Source organism: Mesorhizobium sp. PUT5, from assembly GCF_052216645.1.
GTDB lineage: Bacteria > Pseudomonadota > Alphaproteobacteria > Rhizobiales > Rhizobiaceae > Mesorhizobium.
In genome coordinates this window covers 3,445,489-3,461,584 of record NZ_JBQOSO010000003.1, presented here as the reverse complement: position 1 = coordinate 3,461,584, position 16,096 = coordinate 3,445,489, and the positions used below count along the sequence as shown (strand labels likewise).

14 protein-coding genes are annotated in these 16,096 nt (G+C 66.7%); 2 read left to right on the top strand and 12 right to left on the bottom strand.

The window, feature by feature from the left end:
- Positions 1-96 precede the first annotated feature (96 nt).
- Both ACTDI4_RS18500 and ACTDI4_RS18495 read right to left on the bottom strand, forming a co-directional pair.
- Entirely contained in the window at positions 97-1,341 is a 1,245-nt protein-coding gene (locus tag ACTDI4_RS18500) for an NAD(P)/FAD-dependent oxidoreductase (RefSeq protein ID WP_442842534.1), read from the bottom strand.
- 158 nt (positions 1,342-1,499) lie between these two features.
- Positions 1,500-1,736: a hypothetical protein gene (locus tag ACTDI4_RS18495; RefSeq protein WP_442842533.1), complete on the bottom strand. Its 237-nt coding sequence runs from the start codon at positions 1,734-1,736 to the stop codon at positions 1,500-1,502.
- A gap of 736 nt (positions 1,737-2,472) precedes the next feature.
- Here ACTDI4_RS18495 and ACTDI4_RS18490 point away from each other — a divergent pair.
- Both ACTDI4_RS18490 and ACTDI4_RS18485 read left to right on the top strand, forming a co-directional pair.
- On the top strand, positions 2,473-3,984 hold the full coding sequence (locus tag ACTDI4_RS18490) for a UxaA family hydrolase (protein ID WP_442842532.1): 1,512 nt from the start codon (positions 2,473-2,475) through the stop codon (positions 3,982-3,984).
- Positions 3,985-4,182: 198 nt separating this feature from the next.
- Positions 4,183-5,301 (top strand): transporter substrate-binding domain-containing protein, encoded by a 1,119-nt coding sequence (locus tag ACTDI4_RS18485; protein WP_442842531.1) that lies wholly within the window; start codon positions 4,183-4,185, stop codon positions 5,299-5,301.
- A gap of 96 nt (positions 5,302-5,397) precedes the next feature.
- On the opposite strand, the gene ACTDI4_RS18480 is transcribed toward ACTDI4_RS18485, so the two are convergent.
- The 10 genes from ACTDI4_RS18480 to hutI form a co-directional block, all read right to left on the bottom strand.
- Positions 5,398-6,174 carry an amino acid ABC transporter ATP-binding protein gene (locus ACTDI4_RS18480; RefSeq protein WP_442842530.1) on the bottom strand — a complete coding sequence of 259 codons (777 nt, stop codon included), beginning with the start codon at positions 6,172-6,174 and terminating at the stop codon, positions 5,398-5,400.
- Position 6,175: 1 nt separating this feature from the next.
- Positions 6,176-6,838: an amino acid ABC transporter permease gene (locus ACTDI4_RS18475; protein ID WP_442842529.1), complete on the bottom strand. Its 663-nt coding sequence runs from the start codon at positions 6,836-6,838 to the stop codon at positions 6,176-6,178.
- Entirely contained in the window at positions 6,838-7,485 is a 648-nt protein-coding gene (locus ACTDI4_RS18470; RefSeq protein WP_442842528.1) for an amino acid ABC transporter permease, read from the bottom strand. Before ACTDI4_RS18470 ends, ACTDI4_RS18475 begins: the two co-directional genes overlap by 1 nt.
- 59 nt (positions 7,486-7,544) lie before the next feature.
- Positions 7,545-8,363 (bottom strand): transporter substrate-binding domain-containing protein, encoded by an 819-nt coding sequence (locus ACTDI4_RS18465; protein ID WP_442842527.1) that lies wholly within the window; start codon positions 8,361-8,363, stop codon positions 7,545-7,547.
- 98 nt (positions 8,364-8,461) lie between these two features.
- Positions 8,462-10,129: a urocanate hydratase gene (gene hutU, locus ACTDI4_RS18460; protein ID WP_442842526.1), complete on the bottom strand. Its 1,668-nt coding sequence runs from the start codon at positions 10,127-10,129 to the stop codon at positions 8,462-8,464.
- A gap of 13 nt (positions 10,130-10,142) precedes the next feature.
- Entirely contained in the window at positions 10,143-11,306 is a 1,164-nt protein-coding gene (locus ACTDI4_RS18455) for an acyl-CoA dehydrogenase family protein (RefSeq protein WP_442842525.1), read from the bottom strand.
- Positions 11,303-12,454 carry a CaiB/BaiF CoA transferase family protein gene (locus ACTDI4_RS18450; RefSeq protein ID WP_442842524.1) on the bottom strand — a complete coding sequence of 384 codons (1,152 nt, stop codon included), beginning with the start codon at positions 12,452-12,454 and terminating at the stop codon, positions 11,303-11,305. The genes ACTDI4_RS18455 and ACTDI4_RS18450 overlap by 4 nt, the downstream gene beginning before the upstream one ends.
- A complete protein-coding gene (gene hutG, locus ACTDI4_RS18445) occupies positions 12,451-13,260 on the bottom strand; it encodes an N-formylglutamate deformylase (protein ID WP_442842523.1) in 810 nt (269 codons plus the stop codon). Before hutG ends, ACTDI4_RS18450 begins: the two co-directional genes overlap by 4 nt.
- The gene (gene hutH, locus ACTDI4_RS18440; RefSeq protein ID WP_442842522.1) at positions 13,257-14,798 is read right to left on the bottom strand and encodes a histidine ammonia-lyase; all 1,542 of its coding nucleotides are present in this window, start codon (positions 14,796-14,798) and stop codon (positions 13,257-13,259) included. Before hutH ends, hutG begins: the two co-directional genes overlap by 4 nt.
- On the bottom strand, positions 14,791-15,993 hold the full coding sequence (gene hutI / locus ACTDI4_RS18435; protein ID WP_442842521.1) for an imidazolonepropionase: 1,203 nt from the start codon (positions 15,991-15,993) through the stop codon (positions 14,791-14,793). The genes hutH and hutI overlap by 8 nt, the downstream gene beginning before the upstream one ends.
- Between the last annotated feature and the right edge of the window lie 103 nt (positions 15,994-16,096).

Here is a 16,096-nt window from a genome sequence, read left to right as displayed (position 1 = left end):
TCGTCATCATGGAGGGGCGCTTCGGCGCCCCTTTTTCGTCGGCGCCCTTCCTGCCGGGCAGATGCGGCAAGCGGGAGGATGAGGGCCGAACCGCAGTCAGAAACGGTCCGCCCTGTAGGGCGCGGAGTCGATGGCGGGTGCTTCCCCGGTCAGCATCTCGGCCAGCAGCCGGCCGCTCGCAGGCCCCAGGGTGAAGCCGTGATGAGCATGGCCGAAGTTGAACCACAGGCCGGGGTGGCGGCCGGCCGGCCCGATCACCGGCTTCATGTCGGGCAGGCAGGGCCGCACCCCCATCCACGGCGTGTCCTGCACCCGCTCGCCCAGCGGGAACAGGGTGCGGGCGATGGCCTCTGCCCTGTCGACCTGCACGGGGCTCGGCGCGGCGTCGCGCGGCGCCATCTCGACGCCGGTTGTCATGCGGATACCGTCCAGCATCGGCGACAGCACGAAGCCGCCATATGCGCTCACCATGGGGCGGCCGAGGGAGGCGTTGCCGGCCGGGCGGAAATGCATGTGGTAGCCGCGCTTGACCGCCAGCGGAAAGCGGTAGCCGAGCGGAGCGGCACAATCCGTGGACCAGGCTCCAAGGGCGATCACGGCATGCTTTGCGCGGACCTCGCCTTCCCCGGAAGGCAGGCCCCAGCCGGCGCCGGACGGCTTGAGAGCGCGCGCATCGGCCCGGACGAACCGGCCGCCGCGCCGCAGGAATAGCTCCGCATAGGCCTTGGTCACCGCGCCGGGGCTGGAGACGCTGAGCGGGTCGCGCCAGTGCACCGCACCGGCGATGGAGGGGCTGAGCGAAGGCTCCAGTTCGCGCAGGCGCGCGGCGTCCAGCACGTCGTGGTCGAGCCGGTACTGCTTGAGCTGCGCGGCTCCCCGCGCCGATGCCGCCAGGTCCTGCGGGCGGCGGCATATCTCCAGCCATCCGCTTTCGCGGGCGAGGTGCGTTGCGCCCGCCTCCATCAGCAGTGGCCGATGCTCGCTGACGCTGCGCTCGATCAATGGCAGCATGTCGCGCGCGGCCTCGGCCAGGCGCTGCGGCGCGGAGTTGCGCCAGTACTGGAACAGCCAGGGAGCGACGCGCGGCAGGAACCGCCAGTCGTAGCGTACGTCCGAAGAGCGGTTGAGCGCGATGCGCAGAATGGTCAGGACATTGCGCGGAAACGCGTAAGGGATGACGCTGGAACGCTCGATGAGCCCGGCATTGCCGTGGCTGGTCTCCTCGCCGGGGTCCCTGCGGTCGACGAGCACGACCGAACGTCCCCGTGCCTGAAGATGAAGGGCCGTGGACACGCCCACGATGCCCGCACCGAGAACGGCGACGTCACTGTCAATGGCCAAGGTCGGTTTCCTGGAGCAAGAGAAGTTGCCGCAAGCCCGAACGCGCCCGAAGGAGCGCGAACCGTACTGCGCCGGCACCATAGTTCATCGGCCCCACGGGAGGAAGGGCCCGAAGCGCGGAACGCGGAGCGGCGCAACAGTGAGCCGCCTGCGCGGCGTCAGGCCGCAATCGGCATCGGCTTGCCGGCGCCGAGCGCTGCGGCGCGCTCTGCGGCAATGACCATCCAGTCGCGATAGAGGCCCTGATCCTCGCGGGAATAGGGCGCGCGGCGCTTGATGTCTTCAAAGCTCTCGCCGGGGTGGCTCCTGTCGAAATCCTGCCGGACGAGCGATTCCAGGAAGGCCCGCTCGGATTCGCCGGCGGGGTGGATGAAGTCGTGCGTGCTGCTCAACATGACGGTCTCCTTTCGAAGGTGGTTCGCGCAGGGTCGGGCCCGGGTCTTTCCTGGCGTTCGTCCTGCTCCAGGGCCCAAAGCGCGCAGGCCGGGCATTGATCGGCGCAGTTGCCCACGGCGGCGAGGACCAGTGCGAGCCGTTCGCGCCGGGACAGGCAGGCGGGCGGTGCGACGTCGCAGCCGCAAGGCGTCGTCGCGCGACAGAAATGCGCGGCGATCGCGGCAAGAAAGGACCGTCCACCGGCCATCCGGATACGAGCCTCCATAAAGATGCATGTATAATGTATCTTTTTACATGCGATTGCAATGGCAAGGCGCCCGCTGCGACGATGAGCGCAGCCGGCGGTTCGGAATGCAAAGGCCGCAGGGCCGGAGGAAGGGATCGATAGGGTTCGGACGCGCCGGCGTGGCTCCATGCGCCGGTTTGGCCTGGCACAAGCCGCGGGATTGAATTGCGCTCGGTCGGGGCCATATCAGGGGTGTCGGATGTTCCCTCCCATTGCGTCCGACATGTTCCCCCCTCTGAAGGTTCCGACCTTCGCACCTGGCCGGGCCTGCGCCCGGCCTTTTTCTTATGCGCCTGTTTTCCGGGGCGTTTGTTTTCCGGGGCGTTGAGGAGGTCGTCGCCGGCGCGAGCGGCTGCGGCTTGACCGGGCCGCCGCTGTTATATTAGTATTCCTTATCTGCGCGGCCCGGACTTTGCCGGCCTCGCTCCTTCCAGCCATCCACGGACAGCATGACCCGCTACATCAGACTTACCAGCGCCGACAACATCGTCGTGGCGATCGATCCCATCAATTCCGGCGACCGGGCGGAAAACGTCGTGGCCAGCCAGCGCGTTCCGCGCGGCCACAAGATGGCTGTCGAACCCATCGCCAAGGAGGCCTCCGTCATCAAATACGGCCAGGTCATCGGCTTTGCGCGGGAAGACATCGCTCCCGGGCAGTGGGTGCATGAGCACAACGTCTATATGCATGCCTTCGACCGCAACTACCGCTTCGGCACTGATGCCCGGCCCACCAGCTTCGTCCCGGCCGAGAGGCGGCGCACCTTCCAGGGTTTCAGGCGCGCCAACGGCAAGTATGGAACGCGCAATTTCGTCGCCGTGCTCACCTCCGTGAATTGCTCGGCCAGCGCCGCTCGCTTCATCGTGGAAGAAATCAACCGTTCCGGTGTCCTGGCCGACTATCCGAATGTCGACGGCGTCATCTCGCTGGTGCACGGCACCGGCTGCGGCATCGATTCCCATGGCGAGGCCTACGAGCTTTTGAAGCGCACGCAATGGGGCTACGCCACCAACCCGAATGTCGGTGGGGTGCTGATGGTGGGGCTGGGTTGCGAGGGCTTCCAGATTCCGCGCTGGATGCAGTCCTACGGCATAACGGAGAACGAAACCTTCCGCACGCTCACCATCCAGGAGGTCGGCGGCACGCGCAAGACCGTGGAGGCGGGCGTGAAGGCCATCGTGGAGATGCTGCCGGCGGTCAATCGGGCCGTGCGTAGCGAGGCGCCGGCTTCGGAGCTGATGCTGGCGCTGCAATGCGGCGGGTCCGACGGCTATTCCGGCATCACCGCCAATCCGGCGCTGGGCGTGGCGGCCGACCTGCTGGTGGCCGAGGGCGGCACGGCGATCCTGTCGGAGACGCCGGAAATCTACGGCGCCGAGCATCTTTTGATGCTGCGCGCCGAGAGCCCGGAGATCGGCGAGAAACTGGCCGAGCGTATCCTCTGGTGGGAGGAATACACCGCGCGCCACAATATGGAGATGAACAACAACCCCTCTCCCGGCAACAAGGCCGGCGGCCTCACCACCATATTGGAGAAGTCGCTCGGCGCCGCCGCCAAGGGCGGTTCCACCAATCTCACCGGCGTGTTCAACTATGCCGAGCCGGTCACCGCCAGCGGCCTGGTCTTCATGGACACGCCCGGCTACGACCCGGTTTCGGCGACCGGGCAGGTGGCGGGCGGCGCCAACATCCTGTGTTTCACCACCGGCCGCGGCTCGGCCTTCGGCTGCAAGCCCACGCCTTCGATCAAGATCGCGTCCAACTCGCTGATCTACGAGAAGATGACGGAGGACATGGACCTCAACTGCGGCGACGTCCTCGACGGGGCCTTGCTGGCCGACAAGGGCGCGGAAATCTTCGACAAGATCCTCGCAGTCGCCTCCGGCGAACGCACCAAGTCGGAACTGCTGGGCTATGGCGACAGCGAATTCGTGCCCTGGCCGGTCGGCGCCACAATGTAGCGGCGGGCGCCGCCGGCGGCGCCCGCCGGGCAGGGAGGCCAGCCCGGCGGCCCTGACGATCGCCATCGGTGGATTTCTGCCCGCCGGTCAAGACAATCGTAACGATTGTTTGGAAACGTCCGTTCCATTTGCCAGTGGCGGTGTTTCCAGATGCGTTGTGGTGACGGTTTTTCTTTGCTCCGGATTTGGCTTTGCGCAATGACGCGCGCAAGGCCGCTGCACGCGCTTGCCGTCATCGCGATTGGTCCGATCCTGCTGGCCGTCGCGGCAATGCTATCGGCGGCCGGGCCCGCCCGCGCGCAGGAACAGAGCCTGCCACCGCAAGTCGTCAGCGTCGGCGTATATGTCAGCCCGCCCTTCGTCATGGGCGAGGAAGGCAGCTATTCCGGCATGGCGATCGAATTGTGGGAGCGGGTTGCCGCACGCTTGCACGTGGTGTCCGACTACAAGAAGTTCGACAACTACACCGATCTGGTCAAGGCCGTCGCCGACGGCACGGTGCAGGCGGCGGTCACCAATCTCAGCGTCACGGCCAAGCGGGCGGAGATGGTGGATTTCACCTATCCATGGTTCGACGACGGACTGCGGATAATGGTGGATTCCACCCCAAAATCGAGCCTGTCGGAGATCGTGGACGATCTCAGCGATGCCGGGCACCTGATGAATTACGCCTGGCTAGCCCTTTCTCTGCTCCTGGCGACGACGCTGCTTACCCTCTTCGACCGGCGGTTCGATTCCGGCTTCCCGAAGCGGTGGCGCGACGGTCTGGCGGAGAGCCTTTTCCATGTCGTTTCGATTGCGACGACGGGGCGCTCCGTGCGCAAGAACCTGCTTGGATGGTTCGGCCGCGTCTGGCAGGCCGGCTGGATGGTGTGCGGCATCGCGATTGTCGCCTATGTCACCTCCTCGATCACCAGCGTGATGACGGTTGCCCAGATCACCAATGAAATCAACAGCGCCGGCGACCTGCACGGCAGGACGGTCGGTGTGCGGCGCGGCAGCGTGTCCGAGGAATACATGCAGGCGACCCTGGTCGACACCAAGCCGTTCAATCAGCTCAAGGAGGCAGTGGACGCCCTCTTCGCCGACGAGATCGCGGCGATCGCGGGCGACAGCAGCGTCCTGGAATACTACGCCCACTCGCATCCCGACCTGAAGCTGGATGTCGTCGGCAGCGCCTTCCGCCCCAGCAAATACGGGTTCGCCTTCTCGCCCGGCAGCCCGCTTGCAAAGCCCGCGTCGATGGCCGTCATCGCGATGCAGGACAGCGGAGAGATCGAAAAGATGCGCGCAAGGTATTTCGGCACGCATCCCTGATCCGTCGCCCGTCCCGGCAGTCGTCACTCCGTCACTATGCGGCCGCGGCAGTTCCCCGCAGGGCGGGTCGCCGCAGACCGCATCACCGCGCTGGGATCAGAAGCTGTTGCGCTCGTGATAGGTGCGCAGGAACGCCTGGATGCGCGGGTCCTCGGGATGGTGCAGGATTCCGCTCGGGGCGTCCACGGCCACCAGTTCGCCCTTTTCCATGAAGGCAACCTGGTCCGCGACATGGGCGGCGAAGCCCATCTCGTGGGTGACGACCACCATGGTCATGCCCTCGGAGGCGAGCGTCTTCATGACGCTCAGCACCTCGCCCACCAGTTCGGGGTCGAGCGCCGAGGTCGGCTCGTCGAAAAGCATCAGCCGCGGCTCCATGGCGATGGCGCGGGCGATGGCGACGCGCTGCTGCTGGCCGCCCGACAGGCGCGCGGGATGGTTGGCCATCTTGTCGGCGAGCCCGACCTTCTTCAGCGCCTCTGCGGCGCGGGCCTCGGCCTCGGACTTCGACAGGCCGCGCACGCGGATCAGCCCCTCGGCCACGTTCTGCAGCGCGGTCATGTGCGGCCACAGGTTGAACTGCTGGAACACCATGCCGATGGAACGGCGCATCTCGCGCAGCTTGCGGCCCGACATCTTGCGCCCGCCGGGGCTGACATAGCCGATCAGTTGCCCGTCGATGGTGATCTCGCCGGAATCATATTCCTCGAGGAAGTTGATGCAGCGCAGGAGCGTGGACTTGCCCGAGCCCGAAGGCCCGATCAGACAGGTGACCTTGCCCGGCACGATGGAGAGATCCACGTCCTTCAGCGCCTGGAAGGGACCGTAGAATTTGTTGACCTTGCGGATCTCGACGGATGACGCAGCAAGCATCTTACGTCCTTTCGACCAGGTGTTTCGTGATGCGCGTCTCCAGCAGTCGGCCGAAGCGCGAGATGGTTTCGACCAGCCCCCAGAAGAACAGCGCCAGCACGAGATTCGCCTCGAGGTAGCGGAACGTCTCGGTCGACATGCGCTGCACTGAATACATCAGTTCCGGCACGGTGATGATCGACAGGATCACCGTCTCCTTGGTCAGGATGATCGAGAAGTTGACCAGCGCCGGCAGCGCCGAGACGAGACCGAGCGGCAGCAGGATGCGGCGCACGATGGTCGGCTCCGACATGCCGATCGCGCGGGCCGCTTCGAGCTGGCCCAGCGACACCGCGTTGAAGCCCGAGCGGAAGATTTCCGCGAAATACGGGCTGCCGTAGACGGTCAGTCCAAGCAAGCCTGCCGGCAGCGCGTCCAGCCTGAGCCCGAGCAGCGGGCCGCCGTAATAGAGCACGAAGAGCTGCACGAGGAAGGGTGTGCCGCGGATGATCTCGATATAGGCCTGGATCAGCCAGCGCAGATGGCGCGGCCCGTAGCGCTGCGCCAGCGCGATGACCAGCCCCAGCGCCATGCCGAAGATGGTGCCCAGGACCCAGCACAGGACCGTGAGTCCGAAGCCGTTCAGCAGGATCGGCCAGTATTGCAGCAGGATGCTCAGGTCCATTACACGGCCATCCTGTGCTCGAGATAGCGCCCCAGCGCGGCGAGGAAGAGGTTGATGACCAGGTAAATGCAGGCCGCCGCGAGATAGACCTCGAGCGGGCGGAAGGTGGTGGCCGCCTGCGCCTGGCTGGCGCGGGTCACTTCCAGAATGCCGACCACCGAGACGAGCGACGACGCCTTGACCAGCAGGATCATCTCGTTGACCAGCGCCGGCAGCGAGATCTTCACCGCCTGCGGCAGGATGATCCGGATCCAGATGTCGCGCGGGCCCATGCCGATGGCGGTGGCGGCTTCGGCCTGTCCCGGGGGCAGGGCGATGATGGCGCCGCGCCAGATTTCGGAAACATAGGCGCTGGAGCAGATGCCGACCGTGAGCACGGCCGCGACCAGTGCCGGCACGTTGATGCCGATCACCGGTAAAAGATAATAGCAAAGCAGGAGCTGCACGAGCAGCGGAACGCCGCGCAGGAAACTGACCCAGAGCGCTGCGAACCGGCGCAGCCAGGCCATGCGCGACAGGGCGGCGGCGCACACCAGTGCGCCGATCACCAGCCCGAGCGCAATGCCCAGTCCTGAAATCAGCAGCGTGTAGCGCGCCGCCCAGAAGAGCGGCTCGAAGCTGTTGAAAAAGGTGGAGATCGAAAACATCGCCGCTCCGTATTGGCGGGGCGCGCGCGGGCGGGATCACTCCCGCCCGCGGCGTGTCATCACTTGGTGGGAACTTCGCGGGGAAGCTCGGTGTAGGTGCCCAGCCACTTCTCCTGGATAGCCTTGACGCGGCCGTCGTCGGTCATCTTGAGCACGGCGTCGTTGACGGCCTTGACGAAGCTTTCGCTGTCGGCGTCCTTGCGCGCCACCCAGGCAAAATAGGTCGGCTGGCCGAAGGAGGCCGGCTCGAACAGCGCGAAGGTCTCGGGACGGTTCTTGACTAGATAGGTCAGGTTCGGCAGCGAGCCGGCGACGGCGTCCAGGCGGCCGGCGGCGAGGTCGGCATAGGCCTCGTCGGTGGTGCCGTATTCCTTGACGTTCACGCCACCCAGCGTCTCACCGTAGGCCTGCAACTGCTTGAACTGCGCCGTGCCCTGCTGGACGCCGACGGTCTTGCCCTTGATGTCCTCGGGCTTTTTCAGGGAGTCGTTGCCGGCCGCACGCACGAGCGAGACGGTGGCGTCGGCGATCGGCAGGGTGAATGCGTAGCGCTCGAGACGCTCGGGCGTGATGGTGACCGGGGCGATGACGATGTCGAACTTCTTCACCTCGAGGCCGGGCAGTTCCGCGGTCCAGGGAATGTCCTGATAGACCGGCTCGACGCCGATTTCCTTGGAGACCTCGTCGAACAGGTCCTTCGTCATGCCTTCGTAGGTGCCGTTGTTGAGCATGTCGAACGGCGCATAGTGCATGTCGGTCGCGGTGACGATCTTGCCGGCGGCCTTGATGTCGGAAAGCTGGTCGGCCATGGCGGGCACGGCCAGGCCCAGTGCGGCCAGGCCGAACAGGGCGGATTTCAACGTTCTGGAAAATGTCATTTCGTTCTCCCTAGTGAACTGATTAGCGATAGCGCTGGACACATTAGCTAATAAGCATTTTGACGCGCGCCGCCAGTGACCAGCGGCGCGCAGAGGCATCACAGAATGCCGGGCAGGTTCAGGCCATGCTCGCGCGCGCAATCGATCGCGATCTGGTAGCCCGCATCGGCGTGGCGCATGACGCCGGTCGCCGGATCGTTCCACAGCACGCGGGCAAGGCGCGCATCGGCATCTTCCGTGCCGTCGCAGCAGATCACCATGCCCGAGTGTTGCGAGAAGCCCATGCCGACGCCGCCGCCATGGTGCAGCGACACCCAGGTGGCGCCGGAGGCGGTGTTGAGCAGGGCGTTCAGCAGCGGCCAGTCGGAAACGGCGTCCGAGCCGTCCTGCATGGCCTCGGTCTCGCGGTTGGGCGAGGCGACCGAACCGGAATCGAGATGGTCGCGGCCGATCACGATCGGCGCCTTCAGCTCGCCGTTGCGCACCATCTCGTTGAAGGCGAGCCCCAGCCGGTGCCGGTCGCCGAGGCCGACCCAGCAGATGCGCGCCGGCAGGCCCTGGAAGGAGATGCGCTCGCGCGCCATGTCCAGCCAGTTGTGCAGGTGGGCGTTGTCGGGGATCAGTTCCTTCACCTTGGCGTCGGTCTTGTAGATGTCCTCCGGATCGCCCGAAAGGGCTGCCCAGCGGAACGGCCCGATGCCGCGGCAGAACAGCGGGCGGATATAGGCTGGCACGAAGCCCGGGAAGGCGAAAGCGTTCTCCAGGCCCTCCTCCAGCGCCATCTGGCGGATGTTGTTGCCGTAGTCGACGGTCGGGATGCCCTTCTCGTGGAAGGCGACCATGGCCTCGACCTGTACCTTCATCGAGGCGCGGGCGGCGCGGTCCACCGCCTTGGGGTCGCTCTCCTGCTTCGCGCGCCATTCGGCGACGCTCCAGCCGAGCGGCAGGTAGCCGTGCACGGGATCGTGCGCCGAGGTCTGGTCGGTGACGATGTCGGGGCGGACGCCGCGCTTGACCAGTTCGGGGAAGACTTCAGCCGCGTTGCCGATCAGCGCCACGGACTTCGCTTCGCCGGCCTTGGTCCAGCGATCGATCATCTCCAGCGCCTCGTCGAGCGAATGGGTCTTTTCGTCGACATAGCGGGTGCGCAGGCGGAAGTCGGCGCGGGTCTCGTCGCATTCCACGGCAAGGCAGGATGCGCCGGCCATCACGGCCGCCAGCGGCTGGGCGCCGCCCATGCCGCCGAGGCCGCCGGTGAGGATCCACTTGCCCTTGAGGTTGCCGCCATAATGCTGGCGGCCGGCCTCCACGAAGGTCTCGTAGGTGCCCTGAACGATGCCCTGCGAGCCGATATAGATCCACGAGCCCGCGGTCATCTGGCCGTACATGGCCAGGCCCTTCTTGTCGAGTTCGTTGAAGTGATCCCAATTGGCCCAGTGCGGCACGAGATTCGAATTCGCGATCAGCACGCGCGGCGCGTCCTTGTGGGTCTTGAAGACGCCGACCGGCTTGCCCGACTGCACCAGCAACGTCTGGTCTGCCTCCAGCTTCTTCAGGCTGTCGACGATCAGGTCGAAGTCCTTCCAGGTGCGGGCGGCGCGGCCGATGCCGCCATAGACCACCAGCTCGTGCGGGTTTTCGGCGACGTCGGGATGCAGGTTGTTCATCAGCATCCGCATGGGCGCTTCGGTCAGCCAGCTTTTCGCGGTGATCTCGGTGCCGGTCGGGGGAAAGATGTCGCGTGTGTTATGTCTTGGATTGCTCACGGTTCGCCTCCTGTCAGGCCAGCATATTGCCGGAAATGATGATGCGTTGGATTTCGCTGGACCCCTCGTAGATGCGCATGATGCGCAGATCCCGGTTGATCCGCTCGACGGGGAAATCGCGGGTGTAGCCGTAGCCGCCATGCAGTTGCAGGGCTGTGTCGGCGATCCTGCCCGCGGCCTCCGAGGCGCCGAGCTTGGCCATGGACGAGGCCAGCGAGAAGCGTCCGCCATGGCGATGCGCGAGGTCGCGCTGGCGTGCGGCCTCCTGCGACAGAAGCAGCGCGGAGTGGAAGGCGACGCCCATGTCGGCGATCATCCAGCGGATGCCCTGCCGCTCCGACAGCGCGATGCCGCCGATGACGCGGTCCTTGGCATAGGCGATCGCCGCATTCATCGCCGCGCCGGCTAGGCCGAGGCACTGCGCGGCAACCTCGATGCGGCCATTGTCGAGAACCTGCATGGCGGTGCGGAAACCCTTGCCTTCCTCGCCCAGCAGCGCGCTTTCGGGAAGCTCGCAGTCCAGGTTCAGTGTGAAGACATGACCGCCTTTCAGGCCCATGGTCTTTTCCGGCGGCCCGGCCTCGAAGCCGGGTGTGCCCTTCGGCAGGATAAAGGCCGAGATGCCGCGATGCGCCTTTTCGGGGTCGGTCACCGCATAGACCACGATGAAGTCCGCCACGCCGCCGTTCGAGATGAAGCACTTGGTGCCCTTCAGGTGCCAGCCGCTTTCCGTGCGCCGCGCCCGCGTCTTCATGTCGGCGGGGTCGGAGCCGGCGGTGGGCTCGGTGAGCGCGAAGGCGGCGAGTGCCTCGCCGGTGGCGGCCTTCGGCAGCCATTCCTGCTTCTGCGCCTCGGTGCCGCCGATCAGGATGGAATCGGTCGCCAGATAATGCGCCGTCAGCGCCGAGGCGGTGGAGCCGCAGGCTCCCGCGACGATGGACACGGCGCGCAGCAGCGCCGGCGCGGAAATGCCGCTGCCGCCATAGGCCTCCGGGAGGTTGGCGCCCATCATGCCCGCTTCGCCCAGCGTGGCGAGCTGTTCATGCACGAAGCGCGAGGTCTCGTCGGTCTCGGCCGCCAGCGGTGCGATCTTGTCCCCGCAGAGCCGCTCCAGCACCTCGCAGAACATGCGCTCCTCGTCGGAGAGCATGTGCCAGGGATCGTTGATCTGCGTCATGCGCGGTTCTCCAGTCCGAATTGCTCCAGTACCGCCTCGATGTCGCCGCCGAGGCGCGGTGCCGCCGTCGCGGCCACCGGCTTGGCGCCGTCGAAGCGAACCGGCTGGCCGATCACCGGCGCCTGGCCGAGAACGGGATGCGCGAGCCGGCTCACCAGCCCGCGTGCGGCGGCATGCTCGTTGTCGGCGGCCTGCGCTATGTCCCAGATCGGCGCGGTCGGAAGGCCCTGCGCGGCCAGCGCGCCCACGGCCTCCTCGGTGGTCAGCCGGCCCGACCATTCCTCGATCAGCGCGCGCAGCGCCGGTTCGTGTTCGGTGCGGCTGCTGTCGCTGGCAAAGCGCGGATCGTCCACGATCTCCGGCCTGCCGATGAGGCTGGCCAGGCGCACGAACTGGCCGCTGTTCAGCACCGCGATCACCACCTGCCCGTCGCTTGTGGCAAAACAGCCGAAGGGGGTGGAGAGCGGATGGCGGTTGCCGACCCGGCCCGGCAGCACGCCATCATAGAAATACTGGGCATGGCTGGTGGTCAGCATGGAAAACAGCGCGTCATACATGGCGACGTCCAAAGTCGCGCCCTGGCCGGTCGCGTTGCGCTGGACGAGCGCGGCCATGATCGACCAGCTTGCGAACAGGCCGGCGACAAGGTCGGCAATGCTTTCGCCGACTTTCAGCGGCGCGCCGCCGTCCTCGCCGGTCGCGGCCATCAGCCCGGACATGGCCTGCACCACCAGATCGTAGGCCGGCAGGTCCTTGAAGGGGCCTTCCTGCCCGAAGCCGGAAATGGAGCAATAGATCAGCCGAGGATTGGCCTTGCGCAGCGCCTCGGCGCCGAGGCCCAGCCGCGCTACGACGCCGGGGCGGAAATTCTCCACCACCACGTCCACGCGGGCAGCAAGAGCCTGCGCCAATTCCAGGTCGGCCGGCTTCTTCAGGTCCAGCGCGATGCTCTTCTTGCCGCGATTGTTCAGCGTGAACAGGGCGCTCTCGCCGTCTTTGAACGGGCCGATATGGCGGTAGTCGTCGCCGGCCGGCGGCTCCAGCTTGATGATCTCGGCGCCGAGATCGGCCAGCAGCGCCGTGCAGTACGGCCCCGCCAGCACGCGCGACAGGTCCAGCACCTTGATGCCGGCAAGGGGTCCGCTCATGGCTTCAGTTCCGGTGCGAGGGCGGCGAGCCGTTCCAGGATCGCGGCGAGCGTGATGCGCAGCGCGGCGGCCTTGGCCTCGTCATAGGCAAAGGGCGGGGCCTCGCTCGCCAGATGTGTGGACTGCGCCAACTCCATCTGAATCGCGTGGACGCCGTCCTGCGGCCGGCCGTAGTGGCGCGTGGTCCAGCCGCCCTTGAAGCGGCCGTTCAGCACATGGGTGCGGCCGCTGGCCGCGCAGATGTCGAAGGTGGCGGTCTCGATGCGGGCGTCGCAAGTCGCGCCATTGTTGGTGCCGATGTTGAAGTCGGGGAGCACGCCCTCGAACAGGAACGGAATATGCGAGCGGATGGAATGGCAATCGTAGAGGATCGCTACGCCGTGCCTGGCCTTCACGCGCTCGATCTCGGCGGCGAGGGCTGCATGGTAGGGTGCGTGGAAGTTCGCCTTGCGCTCGGCGATCTCGGCCTCCGTCGGCTCCTCGGTCCAGATCGGCTCGCCCTCGAAATCGGTCACCGGCACCAGGCCCGTGGTGTTCTGGCCGGGGTAGAGGCTGGCATCGTCCGGGCCGCGGTTGGCGTCGATGACATAGCGGTGGAACGTCGCCCGAACCGTCGTCACATTTGGCAGCAGCCCGTCATAAAGGCGTTCGATGTGCCAGTCGGTGTCGGCGAGGATGCGGCCGCGCGTATTGAGCCTGGCCAGGATCGCCTCGGGCAGATGGGTGCCGGTGTGCGGCAGGCCGAGGATCAGCGGGCCGTCGCCCCGAACGACTTCGACCGGATTGGCGACTTCGACCGGGTTCATGGCCGGACCTCTGCCAGCATGCCCTTCGGCAGGGCTTCGAGCAGCGCGCCGGAGCGGACCAGGGAAGCGGCCTCGGCCAGGTCGGGGGCCATGTAGCGGTCCTGATCCAGCGCCGTGACCGACTTGCGCAGCCGCGCGACCACCGCCTGAAGCGGGGCGGAGGTCTTCAGCGGCCCGCGGAATTCCACGCCGGCGGCGGCGCACAACACTTCGATGCCGACGATATGGGCGAGGTTGGCGTTCATGCGCTTCAGGCGGCGCGCGCCATGGGCGGCCATGGAGACGTGGTCTTCCTGGTTCGCCGAAGTCGGGGTGGAGTCGGTCGAGCAGGGCGTGGCGAGATGCTTGTTCTCGCTCATCAGCGCGGCGGACGTGACCTCGGCGATCATCAGGCCGCTGTTGAGGCCGGGGTCGGGCGTCAGGAAGGGCGGCAGGTCGTGGCTCAGCGCCGGGTCGACCATCAGCGCGATGCGGCGCTGCGAGATAGCCCCTATCTCCGCAATCGCCAGCGCGATCTGGTCGGCGGCGAAGGCCACGGGCTCGGCATGGAAATTGCCGCCCGAGACGATCTGTCCGGCTTCGATCAGCACCAGCGGATTGTCGGTGGCGGCATTGGCCTCGATCTCCAGCGTGCGGCCCGCCTGGGTCAGAAGGTCGATGCAGGCGCCGGTGACCTGCGGCTGGCAGCGGATGCAATAGGGGTCCTGCACGCGGGCGTCGCCGACGCGATGGCTTTCGCGGATCTCGGAGCCGTCCATCAGCTCGCGGATGACGCGGGCGGCGAGGATCTGGCCGCGATGGCCGCGCAACTGGTGGATTTCGTCGAGGAACGGCGCGGTCGAGCCCATGATGGCGTCGGTCGAAAGAGAGGACGACACCAGCGCGTTGCGCGCCGCGCGGAATGCCTCGAACAGGCCAACGAGCGCGAAGGCGGTCGAGACCTGCGTGCCGTTAATGAGGGCAAGCCCTTCCTTGGCGGCCAGCACCACCGGCTTCAGGCCGGCGGCGGCAAGGGCCTCGGCGCTGGCCATTTCGCGGCCCTGATAGGTGGCGCGGCCTTCGCCCAGCATGGCGGCGGCCATATGCGCCAGCGGGGCGAGGTCGCCCGAGGCGCCGACCGACCCCTGCGAGGGGATCACCGGCAGCACGCCCTTGGCCAGCATGTCCTCGATCAGCCTGACCACCTCGGGCCGGGTACCGGAGGCACCGCGGCCGAGCGACAGGAGCTTGAGCGCCATGATCAGGCGCACGGTCTCTTCCTCGACATTCTCGCCCACGCCGCAGCAATGCGACAGGATCAGGTTGCGCTGCAGGGTGGCGGTGTCCTCGGCCTTGATCTTGATGGAGGCGAGCTTGCCGAAGCCGGTGTTGACGCCATAGACCGGCACGTCGCCATTGGCTGCGGCCTCGATCCTGGCGGCGGAATTGGCGATGCCCGCGCGCGCGCTTTCGGCCAGCCGCACGGCGAGCCCCTCGCGCCAGATGCGCTCCAGTTCGGCCAGGGTGACTTGGCCGGGCGTCAGGACGAGTTCAGACATGTTGGCCTCCGAAGATGCGGGCGTGGAGAGGATTGAAGCCGATGCGGTAGGAAAGCTCGGCCGGGTGCGCGATGTCCCAGATCGCCAGATCGGCGCGGGCGCCGGGGGCGATGACGCCACGATCCGCCAGGCCGAGCGCGCGGGCCGCGTTGCGGGTCACGCCGCGCAGGCATTCGGCCGGCGTCATGCGGAACAGCGTCGCGCCCATGTTCATGGTCAGCAGCAGCGATGTGAGCGGCGAGGTGCCGGGATTGGAATCGGTCGCCAGCGCGATCGGCACGCCGGCATCCCGCAGCGCCTGGAGCGGCGGATATTGCGTTTCCCGCAGCGTATAGAAGGCGCCGGGCAGCAGCACGGCCACGGTGCCGGCCTTCGCCATGGCGGCGATGCCGTCCGCGCCCAGATATTCCAGATGATCGGCCGAAAGCGCGCCGTGCTCGGCGGCCATGGCCGCGCCGTGCAGGTCCGAAAGCTGCTCCGCATGCAGCTTGACCGGGAGGGCGAGCTTCCTGGCGTGCGCGAAGATGCGCGCCATTTCCTCGACCGAGAAGGCGATGCCTTCGCAGAAGCCGTCAACCGCGTCGATCAGCCCTTCTGCATGGCCCTGGTCCATGCCGGCGATGACGACCCGGTCGATATAGCCGGCGCGGTCGTCCTTGAATTCCGGCGGCAGCGCATGGGCGGCGAGCCAGGTGGTGACGACATGCACCGGGCGAAGTTCGCCGATGCGACGCGCGACGCGCAACATCTTCAGTTCGGAAGCGATATCGAGCCCGTAGCCGGATTTGATCTCCAGCGTGGTGACGCCTTCGGCAAGCAGCGTGTCGACGCGCGGCAGCGCCAGCGAAAGCAGCTCTTCCTCGCTTGCCTCGCGGGTGTTGCGGACGCTGGACAGAATGCCGCCGCCGGCGCGCGCGATCTCCTCGTAGCCCGCGCCCTCCAGCCGCATCTCGAATTCGCGGGCGCGATCGCCGCCATAGACGATGTGGGTGTGGCAATCGATCAGGCCGGGCGTGACCAGCCGTCCCTCCAGGTTGCGGGAAGGGGCATTGCCGTAGGAGGCAGGCAGGTCCGCATCGGCGCCCAGCCAGGCGATCCTGTCACCCTCGATTGCGATCGAAGCGCGCTCGACGAGCCGGTAGCCCGTCGATCCGTCGTCCATGATCGCGACTGTGGCGTTGCTGAGAACCTGCATCCGGCACGCTCCTGACTGACCTGTCATTTTCTAGGTCTAAACATAATCCCGCGTCTATGTCTAAACTTATTTTTGTGCTATGTCTAAACTTATGTGGGCAACG